The organism is Mucilaginibacter conchicola (assembly GCF_003432115.1).
GTDB classification, from domain to species: domain Bacteria; phylum Bacteroidota; class Bacteroidia; order Sphingobacteriales; family Sphingobacteriaceae; genus Mucilaginibacter; species Mucilaginibacter conchicola.
The window spans coordinates 348,948-368,534 of record NZ_QWDC01000002.1; the positions used below are offsets into that span (position 1 = coordinate 348,948).

The 19,587-nt window shown below is 45.4% G+C and carries 19 protein-coding genes; 5 read left to right on the forward strand and 14 right to left on the reverse strand.

All coding sequences use genetic code 11. From position 1 onward, the window contains the following. Positions 1 to 213 precede the first annotated feature (213 nt). Both D0C36_RS11210 and D0C36_RS11215 read right to left on the reverse strand, forming a co-directional pair. Complete coding sequence (locus D0C36_RS11210) at positions 214 to 939, reverse strand: LytR/AlgR family response regulator transcription factor (protein ID WP_117391720.1); 726 nt, start codon at positions 937 to 939, stop codon at positions 214 to 216. Continuing rightward, on the reverse strand, positions 936 to 2,090 hold the full coding sequence (locus D0C36_RS11215; RefSeq protein ID WP_117391721.1) for a sensor histidine kinase: 1,155 nt from the start codon (positions 2,088 to 2,090) through the stop codon (positions 936 to 938). The genes D0C36_RS11210 and D0C36_RS11215 overlap by 4 nt, the downstream gene beginning before the upstream one ends. A gap of 221 nt (positions 2,091 to 2,311) precedes the next feature. Between D0C36_RS11215 and D0C36_RS11220 the strand changes: the two genes are divergently transcribed. After that, a complete protein-coding gene (locus D0C36_RS11220) occupies positions 2,312 to 2,626 on the forward strand; it encodes a hypothetical protein (protein ID WP_117391722.1) in 315 nt (104 codons plus the stop codon). Between the two features lie 56 nt (positions 2,627 to 2,682). Here D0C36_RS11220 and ispG read toward each other — a convergent pair whose 3' ends face one another. Next, on the reverse strand, positions 2,683 to 4,716 hold the full coding sequence (ispG, locus tag D0C36_RS11225) for a (E)-4-hydroxy-3-methylbut-2-enyl-diphosphate synthase (RefSeq protein ID WP_117391723.1): 2,034 nt from the start codon (positions 4,714 to 4,716) through the stop codon (positions 2,683 to 2,685). A gap of 100 nt (positions 4,717 to 4,816) precedes the next feature. Between ispG and D0C36_RS11230 the strand changes: the two genes are divergently transcribed. The 4 genes from D0C36_RS11230 (at position 4,817) to D0C36_RS11245 (ending at position 7,076) form a co-directional block, all read left to right on the forward strand. After that, a complete protein-coding gene (locus tag D0C36_RS11230) occupies positions 4,817 to 5,032 on the forward strand; it encodes a hypothetical protein (RefSeq protein ID WP_117391724.1) in 216 nt (71 codons plus the stop codon). Further along, positions 5,029 to 5,307 (forward strand): type II toxin-antitoxin system RelE/ParE family toxin, encoded by a 279-nt coding sequence (locus D0C36_RS24945; protein WP_117391725.1) that lies wholly within the window; start codon positions 5,029 to 5,031, stop codon positions 5,305 to 5,307. The genes D0C36_RS11230 and D0C36_RS24945 overlap by 4 nt, the downstream gene beginning before the upstream one ends. Positions 5,308 to 5,355: 48 nt before the next feature. Continuing rightward, positions 5,356 to 6,192 carry a hypothetical protein gene (locus D0C36_RS11240; protein WP_117391726.1) on the forward strand — a complete coding sequence of 279 codons (837 nt, stop codon included), beginning with the start codon at positions 5,356 to 5,358 and terminating at the stop codon, positions 6,190 to 6,192. 83 nt (positions 6,193 to 6,275) lie between these two features. Beyond that, the gene (locus tag D0C36_RS11245; RefSeq protein WP_117391727.1) at positions 6,276 to 7,076 is read left to right on the forward strand and encodes a hypothetical protein; all 801 of its coding nucleotides are present in this window, start codon (positions 6,276 to 6,278) and stop codon (positions 7,074 to 7,076) included. Here the strand turns inward: D0C36_RS11245 and D0C36_RS11250 are convergent. From D0C36_RS11250 to D0C36_RS11300, 11 genes are all read right to left on the reverse strand, one after another. Beyond that, a complete protein-coding gene (locus D0C36_RS11250) occupies positions 7,073 to 7,933 on the reverse strand; it encodes an NAD(P)-dependent oxidoreductase (protein ID WP_117391728.1) in 861 nt (286 codons plus the stop codon). The genes D0C36_RS11245 and D0C36_RS11250 overlap by 4 nt on opposite strands. Before the next feature lie 4 nt (positions 7,934 to 7,937). Beyond that, complete coding sequence (locus tag D0C36_RS11255) at positions 7,938 to 8,924, reverse strand: phosphotransferase (protein WP_117391729.1); 987 nt, start codon at positions 8,922 to 8,924, stop codon at positions 7,938 to 7,940. Between the two features lie 65 nt (positions 8,925 to 8,989). Then, a complete protein-coding gene (locus D0C36_RS11260) occupies positions 8,990 to 9,247 on the reverse strand; it encodes a Txe/YoeB family addiction module toxin (protein WP_117391730.1) in 258 nt (85 codons plus the stop codon). Continuing rightward, complete coding sequence (locus D0C36_RS11265) at positions 9,238 to 9,435, reverse strand: DUF2683 family protein (RefSeq protein WP_117391731.1); 198 nt, start codon at positions 9,433 to 9,435, stop codon at positions 9,238 to 9,240. Before D0C36_RS11265 ends, D0C36_RS11260 begins: the two co-directional genes overlap by 10 nt. Positions 9,436 to 9,546: 111 nt before the next feature. Beyond that, positions 9,547 to 10,146, reverse strand: coding sequence for a hypothetical protein (locus D0C36_RS11270; RefSeq protein WP_147321984.1), 600 nt, complete (start codon positions 10,144 to 10,146; stop codon positions 9,547 to 9,549). A 69-nt stretch (positions 10,147 to 10,215) separates the two neighbouring features. Next, complete coding sequence (locus tag D0C36_RS11275; protein ID WP_117391733.1) at positions 10,216 to 11,547, reverse strand: TldD/PmbA family protein; 1,332 nt, start codon at positions 11,545 to 11,547, stop codon at positions 10,216 to 10,218. A 3-nt stretch (positions 11,548 to 11,550) separates the two neighbouring features. Next, positions 11,551 to 13,188 (reverse strand): TldD/PmbA family protein, encoded by a 1,638-nt coding sequence (locus D0C36_RS11280; protein ID WP_117391734.1) that lies wholly within the window; start codon positions 13,186 to 13,188, stop codon positions 11,551 to 11,553. Between the two features lie 137 nt (positions 13,189 to 13,325). Then, positions 13,326 to 15,092 (reverse strand): hypothetical protein, encoded by a 1,767-nt coding sequence (locus D0C36_RS11285; RefSeq protein ID WP_117391735.1) that lies wholly within the window; start codon positions 15,090 to 15,092, stop codon positions 13,326 to 13,328. After that, positions 15,092 to 17,200: a hypothetical protein gene (locus D0C36_RS11290; RefSeq protein ID WP_117391736.1), complete on the reverse strand. Its 2,109-nt coding sequence runs from the start codon at positions 17,198 to 17,200 to the stop codon at positions 15,092 to 15,094. Before D0C36_RS11290 ends, D0C36_RS11285 begins: the two co-directional genes overlap by 1 nt. Further along, positions 17,193 to 18,659 (reverse strand): BatA domain-containing protein, encoded by a 1,467-nt coding sequence (locus D0C36_RS11295; RefSeq protein WP_117391737.1) that lies wholly within the window; start codon positions 18,657 to 18,659, stop codon positions 17,193 to 17,195. Before D0C36_RS11295 ends, D0C36_RS11290 begins: the two co-directional genes overlap by 8 nt. Further along, positions 18,659 to 19,537, reverse strand: coding sequence for a DUF58 domain-containing protein (locus D0C36_RS11300; protein ID WP_117391738.1), 879 nt, complete (start codon positions 19,535 to 19,537; stop codon positions 18,659 to 18,661). Before D0C36_RS11300 ends, D0C36_RS11295 begins: the two co-directional genes overlap by 1 nt. Positions 19,538 to 19,587 lie beyond the last annotated feature (50 nt).

Here is a 19,587-nt window from a genome sequence, read left to right on the forward strand (position 1 = left end):
TGTCATTTCGAACGATAGTGAGAAATCCTGTTATTATTGCTAAGCTTTCCACCATTCAGGAATAACAAGATTTCTCCTCGCTGCCGCTCGTTCGAAATGACATAAAATTTTTGTCATTCTGACCCGCCGGTTGGCGGAGAAGAATCTAACCGCGTTCTCTCTGCAAACGAAAAGATTGCTTCGTTCATCGCAATGACGCGCGGTTAAAACAGTTCAATGCACACTCTCCGCCTTCAGCTTCTTCTGCACATCAAGCTTGTAATTTCTGCCAATGGGTAATTCGTGGCCGTTCACATCAACGCTGTAGGAATAAAATGAAGTGATCTTTGCCACAGCCACAATAAACGAGCGGTGTATCCGCACAAACTTCTGCTCGGGCAACATTTCCTCGAGCAAACTTATTTTTTGGCGGGTAATATACACATGGTCTTTCACTATCACTTTTACATAATCGCGCTGACTCTCTATCCACAGTACATCGTTAATGTTCACTTTAACGGTGCGGCGGTCAACCTTCAGGTACATGAAAGCTTCATGGTCACTCACGGGGGCTTCATAGCTGATAAGGGGTTTACCTTTGCCGTCGGGCAGGTTGTAAATTTTATCCACGGCGCGCAAGAACCTATCAAAGGGGATGGGTTTTAGCAGATAATCAACCGCGTTCAGATCAAAGCCTTCCAGGGCGTACTCGCTGTAGGCAGTAGTGAAAATCACTTTGGGCGGGTTCTTCAGGCTCTTTAGCAGATCGGTACCTTTTATACCGGGCATCTGTATATCCAGAAACATGAGGTCAACCTGCTTTTGCTGCAATATTTTAAAAGCCTCAATGCCGTTGTTGCATTTGCCCACCAGTTCCATCTCTGTAAAAGCCGAGAGGTATTTCTCAATCACCTCTACCGCGTAAGGCTCGTCATCAACAATTAAAACCCTGATTTTCATACCGCGGATAGTTTAGGTTGATGCTGGGGCTGCACCTGTTGCTTCACGGCAGGCGCTATCATATTCAGTTCCAAATCAAGCACGGCCAAAAAGGTATCCTCATCATCCATCAATTTAAGGTGTGATGCATCAGGATATAACAATTCCAGGCGTTTCTGCACATTCTTTAGCCCTATATGGCCTTGTTGTTCGGTAGTTGGGGCAACTTCTGCTTTGCTGTTGGCTACTTTCAGTTTAAAATGGTTGCCACGAATGGTGATGTTGATGTTTATCCATACATCGCCAGTTTTCTCACTTACGCCATGCTTAAAGGCATTCTCAATAAAAGGCAATATCAATAGCGGCGCTATCAGTTTATCCTGCAGGTTTCCATCAATATTAAAAGTGATATCTATACGATCCTCATAGCGCAGTTTCTCTAAACGCACATATTGCTGCATCATAAATATTTCTTTCTCCAGCGGCACCTCGTCGGTATTACACTCGTAAAGCATGTAGCGCAATATGTCTGAGAGGCCCAATATCAACTGCGGTGATTTCGGCGACTGATCCAGGCTGAGCGCATATAAATTATTCAGCGTATTGAACAGAAAATGCGGGTGCACCTGTGCCTTTAATGCGCTTAGCTCGGCTTCAAGGGCGGCCTGCTTTCGCTCGTACCACATTTTAAAAAGTTTAATAGCCAGCGTAAAACCAATAATGAGGTTGGTGCCTTTAAAAGCATTTACCAGGTTTGACATATCCCATAGTTTGATCCAAAATGCTTGCTGATGATAAGTAACATATTCGGGATCGGTGATGGGAAGGTTCTCTATCATGTAGGGGATAACCAGTGTTAAGCCTATGCTACGGCTAAGTACACCTGATAAAACCGCCGCAATACCCAACAGCACGGCAAAAGTAAAGTACCTGCCAACAAACAAAAAACGGGGTATAAGCCAGTAGGCTACTAAATAATAGTAAACTATTTGTACCGGCATATAAAAAAGGTTGTTCCGTAACGACATGGAGAACGTTATCGGTAACGAATACATGCCCGTTAACAGCAGCGATACCACTATCCAGAACAAGATATGTTGCACCACCCGCGGTATTTTTACACCGGTTTGTACTATGCTTACAAAATGTTTCACATACCAAAGGTATCTCATTGTAACTACATCATTATAAATTACTTATCCAATCAAGACAAACAACCCAATTATACGACGAACAACATAATTTGTACATCAAAAGGGTTGTTTAATTAAACAGACGTAGGTTATAGTGAGATAGTTACACTTTGGCGAAAGTAAATTGCTGTGTAACGCATGTAATTTATAATGGTACACGGGCGGGATAATTTAGCTCTCGAATTAAAATTTAAAACACCATGAAAAAGTTACTTATCACAGCAATAATTACAGGAATAGCCACCATACAGAGCATGGCACAAAGTATAAGAACCGATAACAACCGCGGCACGTGGGTTATTGAGTACAACTCAAAGTATCCTAAACTGCAAACCGTTAAATTTTACAATGATTCGGCCCGGCTTATCTACCAGGAAACGGTTGATACTAAATTAAACATCAGCAATAAGCGCGTGCAAAACGCCTTGAATGAGATATGTGCAAATCTTTGCGAAAAGGATAAACTGCAAAACCTGCGTGCAGCAGTAGCTATTGAGCAGTTAGAAAAGCACTAAAGAATTTTGTTTTAATCGTTAAGTGAGGGGGCGGCGCGAGGTTGCCCCCTTTTATTTTATTCAACCGGATCAATCCAGTTGCCGTCGTTTTTAATGATGCCGATGAGTTCATCAAGCGCTTTATCGGTATTCACGTTTTTCTTTACCACTTCTTTACCGCGGTACAAAGTAATTTTATCTGGCCCCGAGCCTACATAACCATAATCGGCATCGGCCATTTCGCCGGGACCGTTCACTATGCAGCCCATAATGCCAATTTTCAATCCCTTGAGGTGACTGGTACGGCTGCGGATCATCTGGGTGGTCACCATCAGATCAAACAAAGTACGCCCGCAGCTTGGGCACGAGATATATTCTGTTTTTGAGATACGCGAGCGTGTAGCCTGCAATATCCCGAACGCCGTAGAAGTAATTACATCGGCAGGCAATTGTGGTGCATCTATCCAAATCCCATCGCCAAAACCATCAACTAATAAAGCGCCGAGGTCTGTTGAGGCGAAGAGTTGCAAGTCTGTAGTCTGAAGCTCTAAGTCTGAAGTCTCATTTTGACTTCTGACTTTTGACTTTTGACTTAAATCATAGCTTCTCTTCACAATAACCGGTACATCCAATTCCATCTCCAGCATTTTGAGGAAGAAAGAGCGCTGGTCGGCCATGCCGTGCAGTTGGGTTGTCTCTAACACAAACACCAGCGATGCATCCAGCGGGATAGCGCCAAAGGCATCGGTATCAAGGTCGGCATGAGTAATGCGCACCAGGTTAAGGGCCGATGAACGGTCGGTATCTGCTGCTATATATTCATCAAGCGTAAAAAGCGGGTGGCAAAGCGTTTTATTAGCAAGCGTTTGCCAGGTTTTGTAATTATACAACTGGCGCAAGTTGCCCGGCATATTAAACGACGGCAGACTATCGCCCAGGAAAACAAAATCAACCGACTGCTCGCCCATGTTATATTTATCCAGCAGCGGCGAGTAGATATACCCGGCAGCGCCTAATACCGCCGGATCTTTAAGGTTAGCATGCTCCAGATCAACCACCACGCGCGGTACCATGTGCCCGCCTATAAATGCGTTGGCCTCGTAAGTTTCGCGCTTTTTGTATTCGTAGGGAGAATATAAGTCAGAAGTCTTTAGTCCGAAGTCCGCAGACGGATTTTGACTTTTGACTTTTGACTTTTGACTTCTCTCAGAGTAGCGGTTCACCAGCGCAATAGCCACCGGTGCTTCGGCTTCGGGTTCTTCGGTAAGGGATACACGGACGGTATCGCCGAGGCCATCCTCAAGCAAAGTACCTATACCTACGGCAGATTTGATACGGCCATCCTCGCCGTCGCCGGCTTCTGTTACGCCGAGGTGAAGCGGATAGTTCATACCTTCGGCAACCATGGTTTCTACCAGCAGGCGATAGGCTTGCACCATTACCTGCGGGTTACTGCTCTTCATAGATACTACCAGGTTGTAGTAGTTCAGTTGCTCGCACATGCGCATAAATTCCATGGCGCTCTCCACCATTCCTTGCGGGGTATCGCCATAACGGCTCATGATACGGTCGCTCAGCGAGCCGTGGTTGGTACCAATACGCATGGCGGTACCGTATTCTTTACAAACCGCTACCAGTGGGGCAAATTTTTGATAGATCCGGTCAAGCTCGTTCTGGTACTGGGCGTCGGTATAATCTATCTGGTCAAATTTCTTTTTATCGGCGTAGTTACCAGGGTTAACACGCACTTTTTCTACTATACGTGCGGCCACTTCGGCAGCGTTTGGTGTGAAGTGGATATCAGCAACCAGTGGCACATTGCATCCGCGCATGCGGAGTTGTTTTTTTATTTCGGCAAGGTTGTTGGCTTCCTTGATGCTGGGTGCGGTAATGCGCACATACTCGCAGCCTGCATTAACCATACGGATGGTTTGCTCTACGGTACCAATGGTGTCCATGGTATCTGTAGTGGTCATGCTTTGGATACGTATAGGGTTGTTGCCACCCATAGGCACATCGCCAATAAATACCTCGCGGGTAACAAAGCGCGAATAATCTGTTAACGAGTTACAATATTTACCGGGCAGCACTTTATCGGCATCAGCATTCATGCAGGCGTGGAATTAATGAATACAAATTTACGAAAGAAGTTCAGAACTTAAACGTTATTAGGTAGTATGATATTCTAACAACATTTAGTTAAATTTGAATATGGCAACGCAATTTGTAACTGACGAAAAAGGAAAAAGAACTTCTGTTATTATTTCCATAGAGGATTATGAAAATCTTGTCCATCAACATCATCGTAACCTCGAGCTTACAGACGAATATAAAAAAATGATGGATGACATGTTGTTAAAAGAAGAAGATGGCACAGCCACCTATGTTTCTGCGGAACACATCAAAAACAAGTTCATGCGTAAATGAACCATATCTTAAGATACAGTCCGGATGCAGAAACCGATTTAGATGAGATAGACGAATATTATACTGATATTTCTTCGTCAGTAGTCAAAAACTTTTTCAAGGAGTTCTTTGAAACAATAGCTTTTATAGAACAAGACCCAAAGCTATTCCAAGTCAGATATCGCGGAATTAGAATTGCGCCCATGTATCGCTATCCATACGGTATTCATTACATCCACAACCAAAATTCTATAACTATATTAAGAGTATTGCATACTAAACGATACTTCAAATAACTGCCAATAACTTTGTCTACATAGCAAACCTTATCACGCAACCTTATTATGAAATACTTCATACTCCCGCTTTTAGCACTGGCCTTTTTAGCATCCTGCAAAAATAAAGCCCCTAAACAAGAACAACAACAAGATACAATATCAACAAAGCCCTCAAGCAACACAACAGCCGACCTTATAGCCAAATTTAAACCCATTTTTACCGGCAATTGGGTTAAGATAAGTTACATAGATAAAGTAATCGCTACAAAATCGCCGTTAGCGGCAATGGATAAAGTTAAAGGTATAACATGTATTTTGTTTGACAGGCATAAAGTTGAGGGTGACAGTTTGATGGTGCTGCTTGGCTGGGAAAATCATGATTCAAGTGAGTCTCCTTTAAGGTTCAAACGCGGCAAAAGAGAAAACTCTCTTCAATTAGGCGACAGTGAAATACAATATTCTGTAATTAAAGGCGACACCGTGTTAACATTATATTGGGTGGGCGAAAACCACAAAGTAACAACAACGGTTTATAAAAAATCACCGCTGGCAAATGATAATTTGGGCACTGGTTTAGAATATTTTATTAATAAAGGCCTTGTTGCAGGTAATTACATTATGACAGATAGCAATGCTGTTAAATCAAAAGTAAGCCTTAGTGCAAACGGCATTATTAAAGGGTTTAGTCCGTTTAAAACCTACAACATCCATAACGACCTTAACGAAGAACCTATGGACAATTTAGACCGTATAGGTTTTAGTGATGGTAAAACCGTTCCCTACACCTGGTTCACCTTCAAAATAACCGGCGATACACTCAAGCTCTTCTCAACAAAACCGAATGCCGATTCATCTTTGCTGGAGATCGACAAACTGCGTTACACCCTCATACGCCAAAAGTAAAACCCTTAATTTTCACCATTTCCTGCATAATAGCACGTTTTTTGCTTATATAAAGTTATATTAGGCATTATCAATACCCCGTTATGAAGCAGATACTTTCTCTTATTTTTTGCGTTGGTATATTTTGCGCATGTAACGATCCGCAACAAGCCGATAAACCGCTTAACCAATCACCCGAGTTGATACAGCAGTTTAAACCGCTGATAAACGGTGTATGGGTAAAAAAGGACTATATCAAAAAAGTAAAGAAAAGTAAATCGCCGCTGGCGGCGGTTGAGCGGGGTACGGGCATAACCGTATTGCATATTGATACCACCAAAATGCGCGGCGACAGTATCAGCGTACCGACAGTATGGAACAACCATGAGGCCAACCAGATCACCCTTAAATTTGAGCCTGGCCGCAATACTACTACAATTGTTTTGGGGAAGGATGAGTTAAGTTACAAGCTTAAAAATAAAGACACCACGCTCATTATTTACCATTATGACGAGGCTACCAAAGAAACCAGCACCGCGCAGTATGTAAAAGCAATGGCCAATCAGTCTGAAGAAGCGCCAGCTTACGCAATGAACTATATGATCAACCAGGCTATACTTTCAGGCAATTATGAAGGCACTAACGCTGTAGGCAAACCGGTTAAAGCAAAGTTTTCTGATGACGGTAAGGTAACCGGCCTGCCGGGACTAAACCGCTATTTTGTACAGAATGACCTGGTGGCCGACCCTGACCGTAGCCATGACGAAATCATCTTCAACATCAACTCAAAAGAGCAGAAATCATACTCTTTCATTATCAACAAAAAAACGCTTAACCTGTACGATGATGCTGAACATATCCAATCCAACAAGCCATCGTACACGTTAAAACGCAAACGCGATTAATTATCGCCATTTAAATATTTGTACACTGCTATCAGATCTTCATCGCCATGCTTTGCTGATGCAGCCTCAAACGTTGCCAGGGTCGTTTCTCCGAGGGGAGTAGTCAAGCCGATATCGCGCGATAACTTCAGGTCTTTCACAATATTCTTGAGGCTGAAGGCTGCTGTAAAATTATCATTCACAATTGCATTCCCTTTTATTTTAGTGTATGGATTGGCAATAGCACCGTTGCCTAAAAGCTCCAATAAAATTTCAGGTTTGATACCGTTATTTTTAGCGAGGATAACCGCTTCTGCTAAACCCTGCGTGTAGAAACTCAACAGGGTATTAATAGCCAGTTTTGCTGCATTACCCGCGCCGGTATCGCCTACGTTGAGGGAGAGCTTACCCATGGTATCTAACACAGGTTTAACTTTTTCAAATACCGATGAATCTCCGCCGGCCATAATAACCAGTTGGGCGGTCTCGGCTTGTTTTACACTGCCTGATACAGGCGCATCCAGATAACTCAAGCCATGCTCATTGCTGCGTTGTGCCATCTCTTTACTTATAGCCGGCGATACGGTACTCATATTGATGATCACTTTATCATTTCCACTGGCAGCTAATAAACCGTCCTCTCCTTCAAAAACATCGCGGATGGCCTTGTCATCGGTCACCATGATGATCACCACATCCGTTTGCTGCAATAACTCTTTTGGGGTTGACGCCGTGTTTGCGCCCTGCTCTTTCAGCGCGGCTTCTTTATCCTTGTTGCGGTTATAAACAGTAAGCGGGTAGCCTGCCTTAAGCAATTGCTGCGACATGGGGTTGCCCATCAGTCCGAGGCCTATCCAGCCAATTTTCGTTGTATTCATAGCGTTATGATATATATACGTGGTCGTCGAAATATTTCTTCACCAACACAGTAATAAACCGTTTTAAATAGGTTTCGTTTAAAAAAACGTTGGCCCAATTTTCAAATCTTTGTGATTGTATGCCGAGGTAGAAATAATACATACTTACGCCCAGCATCGGCAGTAAGCGTTTCTCTTCTTCTGATATAATTGTTATGCTTTCATACCCTTCAAAAAAACTCTTCAACTTTTCATCGCGATAAGCTTCTACTTTTTCTGTACTGTAAACCTGCAGCACATAGTAGGCAATATCCAAGCAAAGCCAGCCATTGCCGCAGAAATCAAAATCGAACAGGGTGACCTTACCATCAGCGGTAACATTGAGGTTATCGAACCAGATATCCATGTGTACAGCACCAGTACGCACTTTATCAGTATCAACATTGTTCCACAGTCCAAGCAAGATCTTTTGGGTGGATAGCATCCATTGCATCTCTTCGGTATCGGCAGGCAGATACTTCTTTAGCTGTTGCAACGATTGTTGAAGCATTACATCGGCAGTATAAGTAACGCGTTGCAGTGTCAACCCTTCGGTAAGCTGATGCATCTGCGCCATTGTCCGTCCGATAGTATGGTGGACATCTGCGGACAGGTTCAGCAGCTTCTCCCCCTCAGCAAAACTAAACAGCACACCGTAACGCATGCCTTCGGGTGCGTTTAACTCTTGTATGTGATTGCCACACGTATCATGTATAGCATACGATACCGGGATGCCATTATCTCTCAACAGGTTTAACAAACGTATCTCTTCCGCTATCTCTGTTTTGCTGCGCCAATCCAAGCTATAGATCCTGAATACGAATTTCTGCTCTCCGGCTTTGATAAGATAGCTGTGGTTGATACCGGTTTTAAGCAGTTTGCAGGTGTTTACTTCTAAATTGTAAGCTTCCGCAACAAACGGAGCCAAAGCATCGGCAGAAATAGTGGAACTGATAACAGGGAAAGTGTGCATGGTTTTGGATTATTGGGCTGCAAAGAAACAAAAAACGCCACTGCAATTGCAATGGCGTCATGTTTTTAATAATGTCCTTTTAAGGAATATATACTGATGATATCGTTATCAAAGCTGTAAACTATTCGATGTTCGTGGTTAATGCGCCTTGACCACTTACCTGTTAATTGATGTTTTAATGGTTCCGGTTTTCCGACACCTTCAAAAGGCGTTTCTTTTATGGATGCGATCAATTCACTGATTTTCTTTTGAACACCTGCATTTCCGCTTTTCCTCCACTCTTGAAGATGAGCCAAAGCAGCAGAAGTAAATATTACTTCCATAGATCATCAGTATCTACTTTTGTACCTTTCCCTGCTTTTATTTCTTCTTCGCCTTTTAAAACCATCTCCACAAAAGCAGGATCATATTCATCCTTTTCTTCCTCAAAAGATATCTTCAGAGCTTTCATAACTGCCTTTAATGCGTCAGATTGTTCTTCATTTTCGGGATGTACAATTAATGTTGCCATATTCAAATTTAATCATTTGAGATAATACACCGTGCTATAAAAGCAGAAAAGTTGCAGGTTTATGCCTGCAACTTTCTATCTGGTATAATTTAGAAAATGGCAAAATCGCGTTTAGTTGTTTGACCACTTTGTTGCCTGCCTGGCCATGTATAACCCGTAACACGATGTAGTAACCGCAAGTCCTATGCCTAAAAAGGCCAGTATGTAGTTAGCCGGCATCATTTTTCTCAAAGTAAAAACTATACTGCATAAGGCAAACAAGGTACTAAACGTAGCCAGGTAATAATCTACGCTGCGTTTAAATATCTTAGCCATTGGGTAAAAATGCAGGCCTACCACCAACGCCATTACAGGTAAAGTAAGCTCAGGGTACCCAAGGTTAACCACTAAGTTGATTCCGATAAAAATACCCAGGGCTTCTGCTCCAAAAGTAATTCCGAACCACTTGCCTATTCGCTTTTGCTCCGCTTTATCAGTTTCTGATGTAGACACGGGTATGCCTTTAGCCATCTTAAATAACGCTATCCCTTTTACGAAGAAAACAATGCTCAATAAAGGAAATATAGCTAACAACCAGGCATAGCCAGTTTCGCGCAAACCACCAAAGGCAACTCCGGCCCATATCATGGTGAAAAAGCACATCATAAAAAGCCCTGTTGCCGTTCCTTTTACTGCTCCCTTTGGTGGTTTTGTGTTAGATCTTATTTCCAATTTTTGTCGAACATTTAATCTATTTCAACAGATAAGCCCTGCAAACTGCAAACTCAGAACTGCCAACTACTAAACCGCGTCAGACAGCGAGCTAAACGTGAAGTCTCTTATCTTCATTGGCGGGATCAGGTAGCTGCGGTAGCTTTCAACGCTGATGCTGCGCTCGGTTTTACCAAGGGCTTCCAGGTTGTTCAGCATAATCACCGGGCTCTCGTTAAACCTGAAGTTTTTTACAGGATGAATGATCTTACCGTTCTCAATATAGAAAGTACCATCACGTGTAAGGCCCGTTAACAGTAACGATTGCGGATCAACCATGCGGATGTACCATAACCTTGATACCAGGATACCACGCTCGGTGCTTTTGATCAGCTCTTCTAAAGTAGCATCGCCACCTTCCATGATGATATTGGCCGGGCCGGGAACAGGTTTTACACCTTTCTTTTGCGCCCAGTAGCGCGAGTATGAAAGATTCTTCACCACACCTTTATCTATCCATAAAGTCTTCTCACGTGGTAAGCCCTCGCCTGTCCAGGTTGATGAAGGCAGATCAGGGTTAAAAGGATCTGAGTAGATGGTTACTTTAGTGTCTACCAGTTGCTCGCCTAAACGGGTGCCACCACCTTTTTTGCTTAAAAAGCTGCGGCCTTCCTCGGCACTGCGTGCATCAAAACGGAACATATTCTCCATCATGTAAGTAGCCGCAACAGGCTCTAATATCACGGTGTATTTACCCGGCTCTAAGGCCTTTGCATTGGTAGAAGCATTGGCTTTCATACAAGCTACGCGCGTTGCCGACGCAGTATCCAGTTTAGCCACATCGGTAAAGCCACGTGCTGCATAGCCCGATGTGGTACCGGCCTCGTTACGGGTGGTTACCGAGAAGGTAACATCGCTGCTTTTATCATAGGCGAACAAGCCTTTAGAGTTCATTACCGCGTAAAAACCGCTTGAGTTTTCCAGGAAACCTGCAGCATTTAGCTTAGCTGCTTTGGTAACTTCTAAGCTTTTGCCCACCATTTCGGCACGGCTCTCCGGCGTCATAGCTGCGGTGTTGGCATTAAAGGTGATCGCCTCTTTAAATTCGCCTGGGCCAAGCATCGGCATGTATTCGGGGTTCTCGGGAGCAAGCTGCGCCAGTTCTTCTGAACGGCGAACAACCCTTTCCAATGATGCATCATCAAACTGATCGATAGATGCCGAACCCGCTTTTTTGCCATAAACCGATGTTACGCTAAGGCCAACACTGCTGATATCGCCTGCGGTTGATACTGCATTAAGCGCATAACGTACGTTGCCGCCCTCGCTGCCGCTAAGGCTTAGCTCACACTCGTCGGCTTTTGAATAGCTAAGCACTTTCTTTAATAAAGCCTGTGCCTGTTCTTTAGTATATATTGGCATATCTTATCCGATCTTTCTTTTTGTGTTAATCACATTAACACCGTTAAACCTTGCTGTTGATGAACCATGCGATACCGCGCTGCTTTGGCTTGGCTGGCCCTTACCGTCATTGAACGATCCGCCTAAACGGTAATCGTTCTGATCGCAGACTGCAGTACACGAGTTCCAGAACTCGCGGGTATTGGCCTGGTAAGCCACATCGTTAAGCATACCTGCTATTTTGCCATTCTTGATCTCGTAGAACAGTTGGCCGCCAAACTGAAAGTTATAGCGTTGCTGATCTATTGAGAAAGAGCCATCACCAATAATGTAGATACCTTTCTCCACGTTCTTGATCATATCATTAACGGCCAGCGGCGTTTTGCCCGGCTGTAACGATACGTTTGGCATACGCTGGAACTGCACATCCTGCCAGCTTTGAGCGTAACAGCAGCCCTGTGATTCTTTAAGGCCGATGATATGCGCCTGATCGCGGATGGCCTGGTAGTTCACCAGCACACCATCTTTAATAATATCCCATTTTTTGCAGGCAACGCCTTCATCATCGTAACCAACGGCACCAAGCGAACCTACCTGGGTTTTATCGCCAACAATGTTCACGTTCTTGCTGCCAAATGCAAAATTGCCCGATTTCCATTTATCCAAAGTAAGGAAGCTGGTACCTGCAAAGTTGGCCTCATAGCCCAGCACACGGTCAAGCTCGGTTGGGTGGCCTACCGATTCATGGATGGTTAACCAAAGGTGGCTTGGGTCTAAAACAAGGTCGTACTTGCCCGGCTCTACACTTTTGGCTTTTACCTTATCGGCAGCCTGTGTAGTGGCAAACTTTATATCCTCGAGCATATCATAACGCTGTTTATAAAGCGGCGTTATGGCAGAAATTTTCTGATCGGCCTGTGGTGTTAAATATTCGTAGCCCATGCCTACCGGCGAGCTCAACGAACGGCGTGTTTCAAACGAGTTTGAAGCCGAGTCTATCTTGGTAACGGTAAAAGTAGGGTAAAGGCGGTGCACATCCTGGTCAATGTATGAGCCATCGGTTGATGCAAAGTATTTCTGCTCGTTAACGGCAAATATCATCGAGTTTACAAAGTTGGCCCCACCGCTCATGGCAGCAGCGTTTGCGCCCAAAAGCAGGTCTACCTTGTCTTTAATAGGTACCTCAAAGGCATTCTTCTCGATAGGCGTTTTCCAGCTTACCTCGCCGTAGCCTTTTTGTGGTGCCAATTGTACAGGTGCACTGCCCAGTTTAGCATTTGCTTTTGCAACGGCTACAGCACGTTGTGCAGCTTTGGCAATACCTTCTTTGGTTACCTCGTTGGTGGCGGCAAAGCCCCAGCAGCCGTTGGCAATAACGCGAATACCAACCCCGAACGATTCGGTATTGGCTACGTTGATTACGCGGTTCTCGCGGGTTATTACAAACTGGTTAAGGTAACGGCCAATGCGTACATCAGCATAACTTGCCCCTGCCGACTTTGCAGCGTTAAGCCCTGCATCGGCCAGTTGCTTTTTAAGGCGCACATCAATGCCCTCAAGTGCCTGCTGCAGGTCTATGCTCTTGCCAAAGCTATCAAGCGATGGCAATGCCATAGCACCGGCACCCAGACCTGTCAGATAAATAAAGTCTCTTCGTCTCAAAAGTTAATCCTCCAAAAATTAATTCCCAACCGGGGAAGACGGGTTAGTAAAAACACAGTGTAAAAGCCTCTCCCTGCCCTCTCCAAAGGAGAGGGTTCAATCCTCTTTCTTTTGAAGTCCTCTCCGCTGGAGAGGATTTAGATTAGGCGCTTGGCCTCTATCCAAAGGAAAGTACAGGCTGCAAGCAGCAGCACATAAAAATAGATTTTCGGCACATCAATCCTAACATTTCTTTGTATCGAGTTTGTTACAATTGAGGTATTGGGATGAGAATTGGCATAAACCTTAGTAGCATTTATCTTTTCAGAAGATTGAATGGACTGCCATTGGTTAGCGGGATAAGCATACCAATTGGCAAAGCTCTCTCCGTTTTGCAGTGTTTGCCAGCCGTGGGTATTTGTTTGTCCGTCCGCAACCCAGGCGAACGGTACGGACAAGCTTTGCTCAGGGGCTACGGCTTCATTATTTATTGATAGGGCATTTGCATCGCCACGCTCAATATTTAGGTTGATAGGCTCGCCCACTACAGGTAAAGAGGCAAACGAGATCTTCAATGGCGCATCATCAGCCTTGCGCGCAGCTTTGCCGATCAATACCGACCAGAACGCGGCATAATCTTCTTTATCGCCGCCCAGCATCCAGCTGTATGTATTATTTAGTGTTGTGAAAACTACTTTCCCCATGCCCGTCTGAGCAGCAGCAGCGAGCGTTCTATTACCTGCGGATGCTAATTGTTGTGTACTGTTTTGATGGATGAGTTGCGCATTGCCGGTAAGCAATTTACCTGAACGGCTTTTTTGGTTATCAATGCTAATGAAGGACGGCGCGGCTTCTTTCCCCGAGGGACTATCGACCAAGAAACCGTTCTGCAACCAGCTTTTTTTATCAGTACTATCGGCACGAACGATGATACCGAGACCGCCATCATCAACCTGTTTTTTCAGCACCGATGTTTCAGTCTGATTAAGTGATGTGAGGGCGGAAAGGTCGCCGATAACCACATCAAATTTATTGAGCATTGAGGCGGATAAACTGCTGATATTCGTCTGCGGCAGATTGATAAACTCTGTATTGTATTTGTTTTTGCTGATGGCCGTGCGCATCGCAACGGCATAGCCGTTACTGCCCAACCAGTTCTTCAGAAACTTGGTCTCAAAACCCGGCGAAGCCGAAAGCATTAAAACCCGGAGTGGCTTGACAGGCTTTTCCTGCACTGGGATATCGCCTTTTAACGCGGTATCGGCATATAACTGATAAACCAACAGCCCCGTAGCTGCGGGCTTAGTTGACAAACTGAAACGGGTTTCTGATTTAGGCCCTACAGTAACTGAATCCAAACCGGTAGCCAGTCCTTTTAACACCAGTTTTACTTTTTGGGTGGATGTATTGTTGTAGACACCCTGTACCTGTAAAGCCTCGCCTGCTTTGAGTTGCGCCGCCCAGGTTGCGGATGTTACACCCGACGGCTTGCCTGATGGATGGAAAGCAACCGGCATGCTATCCAGTTGCGACAATTCATAAGTTTTTAAACCATCGCCATAGATGTGCAAGGTGTTGGCTTTTGCTTCAGTTAACTCATCTAATCCTCTCAGAAGCGTTGCTTTCGGATAAGCTTTCTTGATAGCTCCATCCAACGTATAAACAAGAGTGTTAGAATCGGCGGCAACGCTGTCCGCATTAAAGCCTGCGGTTAGCAGCACCGTTTTCTTTTCGGTATTTAATGCCCGCTCGCTATCGTATTTCAAAGGCAAGGCGATGCAAGCAAGTGCTGCTACTGCAACCACAACCGCCACTAATCTCCACGCCAAAAGCGTCTTGTTCCGTCGCTTAATTTCGAGCACGGCAAACACCGTTGCGGCAATGGCGCAAACCGATATGATGATATATGGCGGCAGGCTTTGCATTAACGGTTTAGGTTTTTATAGTATTGTTTGGAGAGGCCCATATCTGCCGCAACCGGCGCTGATGATGGCGTTGTTTTTAATGGCGATAAACTCTTCTGAATGGCTTGTTCCACCAGTTCTATGTCCGTCCGTTTTGGGGCGGACAGGGAGAGGACACGCCGCATGGCATTCAGCGCAGGCAAGTAAACGCCCGGCTGCGCCGAAGCATTCTCGCTCAGCTTTTGATCGGCCAGTTGTAAAACGCGTTTGTCGGCAGGGGTAGCCGCTTTGCCAGCTTTTAAAGTTTGCAGCACGGCCACGGCATTTCGCAAAGCAAGCTGCTTATCTGCCGAAGGTTTTATTTCCTGCTTGTTGTTCGGATCTATGACTTTATCCAATTCACCGCTCAGGCGTTTCTCGGGTTTTAGCGGTGGCGGGTTGTAGGCCGTTTTGGCTACGTAGGCACGCGATTTTTGTTGCAGATCTTTCAGTAATCTTAAAGCCTTGTAAGCAAAGGGCAATGCCGATTGTGGCTTATACAAATGTAGTTGCAGCTCGGCTTTCCACATCTCGGTGAGGGTGGCTTTTAGCTGGGCCTTTATGGCAGGTTCAAACAGGCCTGCATCCTCGGCATTATCGTGGTCGTCAGTATATTCTTTCAGGATCTTTTTGGCATTGCTAAAATCTTCCGGACTTTCATCTTCTTTAGAGCCTGCACCTATCTCATCCTCGGCTTCTTCGCCAAGGAATTTGCCGTAACGCAGGCGTAATAATTTTTGATCGATAGCGAGATCATTACTTCGGGCGTTAAATTTCTCTACGCTGATGCTATCCTTATCTTTCAGTAATTGCTCGGCATCAATAATGATCTGCCGCTCGCTCCTGAAAAACTCCGGCTTCAGGCTCGAGCCGGCTACCATACCGTTCATGCTCAATAGTTCTGCGGTATCTTGTATGCTCACACGGAACACATCTGAGCGGCTCTGTTGCTTATAGGTATCCTGCGCCTGTACGTAGAAGTACAGTTCATCGCCCGGTTCCATTTTAAGGGCAGGCAGGTTAATGAGTTTCTGCAGGTTGTATTTGGTCTTGCGTTCGGCAAAGGCATCCGCAAACGGAATTTTGTATTCAGTGAACTTTACGCCCTCACCGCGGCCTTTGGCTACGGTGGCGACGATCTGCGCGTTAGTCACGCCATAATCATCATCAATAGCGGTATTGATGTTTACCTGCTGTGCCTCGCCTGCATCGATATAAGTGTAAGGCTTAGGCGTTTTTACGTGGATAACGGGCGGGGCATCTTTCAGTACAATGATCTTATAGAGGTCGGACAGTTTGCCGTCTATCTTTACCTGGTAAAAGCCGGGCTTGCTCAGTTGCCTGCTGCCTGTCCACATCCTGCCATCTGCCGAAGGCTTCAGTTTCAATTCCTGCACATCATTAATCACCAGCGAGAGGCCTTTTACCCGAACATTGGTTTTCACCTGCCAAAGCAGGTTTGCATTTTCGTTTACTGTAATATTGAATTTATCCCAGGTAAACGGCTCAGCACTGATATAGGCTGGCGGCGTAATAGTAATATGCACGCCGCGCACCTGCGGCAGCAACACCTCGGGTTTCTCGGGCGCGCAGAAAGCCACATCACGGTCATGGGTGTACAAAATGCGTTCAACATGAAATATCTTACCTAAAGCCCATATAAAACCCGTAGCCACCAACAGCGATATAAATGCCACCACCAAACTTTTAGCAAAAGGCTTATGCGACACTTTCAAGTTGCTCAGTACACCCTCTGCCTTTGCCGAGGCGAGGTTTTGTAGCATGTTTTTATCAATAGACGGGATAAGCAATAGTTGGGCGCTCTCTTCCAGTTCGGGGTATTCTTTGTTGAGGAAGGCGGCTATCTTTTCATCGGGGATTTGCCATGGTTTGCGCAGCAGTAATATCAGCAGCAACACTACGGGGAAGGCCAACATGCCCCACAGCAGCGTTTGCGATACCAGGTAATACGCTATGGCGCCTATGTACAGGGCAGCGTATACCGAAAGCAAAATATCTTCCAGCACGTGGTATATCACCCAGCGCCTGCGCAGGCTTTGTATTTTGTATATACCGCCCTGCTCAGCCATTTTCCCTTTGTTTAATATTGTAGTTCAAAACGCGTTCTGCTGCAAAAACCACCATCAGCAGCAACCAGAAGTATCCGGAAACATCAGTTTGCCCGCTTTCGCGCAACGGGGATATCGGCATATTATAGTTAACAATGTCCGGCTGCAGCTGGTGGTTATTGATGATACGGCGGTCGCGCCCGTTTGGTTGGCTGGCCGGTTGCTGTTGCAGCAATTTTAATATCATGGCAGGAAAATCATCACTCCAAACCAGATCGCTCCATGCAGGGTTGAAGTGGGTATACAGCCCCCCCCGCCCCCGCCAGCTGGCGGGGGAGCTATTGGAGTATGAAAGAATAGCATCGCCGAAGCCATCCGTCCAGATAACCTGTGAATCATTCTCTTTTGACGAGATGCGCTTTTTTAAAGCGATATGCCCCGGCTCAATCCATGAGTTTACATCTACAGGTTTCCCATCCGCGTAAGCAAAAATGTGCTTTGACTGCGTAGATATATTCGATGGCACCGGCTTGTCTGATAACCAGAACAGCCATGTTTGGCCTAATGGAATTGCGGTATTGTTATATTGTTTGATGGTTGTTTTAGTGCCGCTAAAAGCAGTAGCAGCATCCAGCGCGGCTTTCAGATACTTTGCATCAAGCGGGTAATTATCTGTGTAGATGGCGATGCGTTGGGTGGTGGTATCAACTATAACAGGCGCATCCTTGCTGCCATTTAGGCTGATGCTTGTCCGTCCGTTTTGGGTACGGACGGTGTGGACAGCATCGCCATCGTTTTTCAAGATCTTGCTGCCGTAAGTTGTGCCTTGCGGTGTGCTTGTTCCGTCAGTTACTTTTATGCTGCCATCGTTTGTAAACGCTGCCGAGGCTATCCATTTGCTTACCGAATCTGCCTGGGTATAGGTTTGCCATTTCAGTTTTAAATGTACGGTTGGCTTGCTGCCTTTGAAATGCTTTTTGAAGTTCGGAGTGAAGATGTAGACCGGCCTGCCCTGCCCCGACCGCTCAAGCTGTTTTACCAGTCCCCAGTAGTTGGTGTTTGATGCGGTATCTGCTTGTTGCTTTGTGCTATCACGCTTTACAAATCCCTCATTAAAATAATGTAGTTCGTAGCCTTTGCCGGTAAGTGAATCAACCTGGGGTTTAAATTTGGTGTAGGTCTCGTTAAAATTTTCCTTCGGGATGAGTATCCAACCTTTTGTTTTGGATGGGGAAATCATTTTCTCCCAAACGGGCTTCGAGAGGAATATGGCTATCAGCGCCAGCAACAAACAACGCAGTATCAACAGCAGGATATGCAGTAATTTAAAACTACTACTACTGGTTTTAGAAGCCTCTGTGATGAGCGATATGCTGCCTACCTTCAGGGTTTTGCCCGGCCGGATATTCCACAGGTGTATCAGCAGCGGGATTGTGAGCGCTGCCAATGCGAGGAACCATATAGGGGAAAGGAACCCCATTAAACCAGTCCCTTTTTACGTTGAATCAAAAATTCTCTCAGGGCTTCATCAAGCGGTTGCGATGTGCTGAGCACGCGGTAGGCAATGCGTTTGCCCAACAGCTGTGCTTTTATCGTATCGAGGTGTTGTTTCAATTTATCCTGATAAGTTGCTTTTGCGGATTGGGCATTGATCTGGATTGTCTCGCCCGTCTCCAGGTCCTCTAAAGTGGTGTATCCTTTGTAATCGAAATCCAGTTCGTTCTGCCCCATCAGGTGGAAAACGATGATCTCGTGCCTGAGGGCAGCAAGGGTATTCAGCAAGGTAAATATTTCCCCATTGGCCTGATACATATCGGTGATAAAAACCAGTAATTCCTTGCGGCCATTGCCGGCGAACAACTCTTTATAATGGGTAGGTTTGGTAAACAGTCCCTCTGGTTTTACCTGCTCCAGGTGGTATAACAAGCGCTGCAGATGCTGCGGATCTGGCTTTGAAGGTAGCGAGAACAGTTTACCATCCTGAAACACATTCAGTGCCACTGAATCGCCTTGCAGGTTAGTCAGCCAGGCCATTGAAGCCGCCAGCATTTTAGCATACTCTATCTTTAAAATCCCGTTATCATCATGTTTCATGGATGCGCTGGCATCCACCAGAAAACGTACCGAAATACTGGTTTCGGTCTCCGACTCGCGGATGTAATACCTGTCGCTGCGGGCAAACATGCGCCAGTCCAACCAGCGCAGGTCATCGCCCGGCTGGTAGCTGCGGTACTGGCTAAACTCCAGTCCCGGCCCTTTCAGCGTGCTCTTGTTAAAGCCATTCATAAAGCCATCAACAACCGTTTTCGCCAGTAATGGCAAATCTTTTATGGTGGTTAATGTTTTAGGATTGAGCATTTTGGGTTAGAGATTGGTGATTAGTTGATTAGAGATTAGTTTTAAATGTG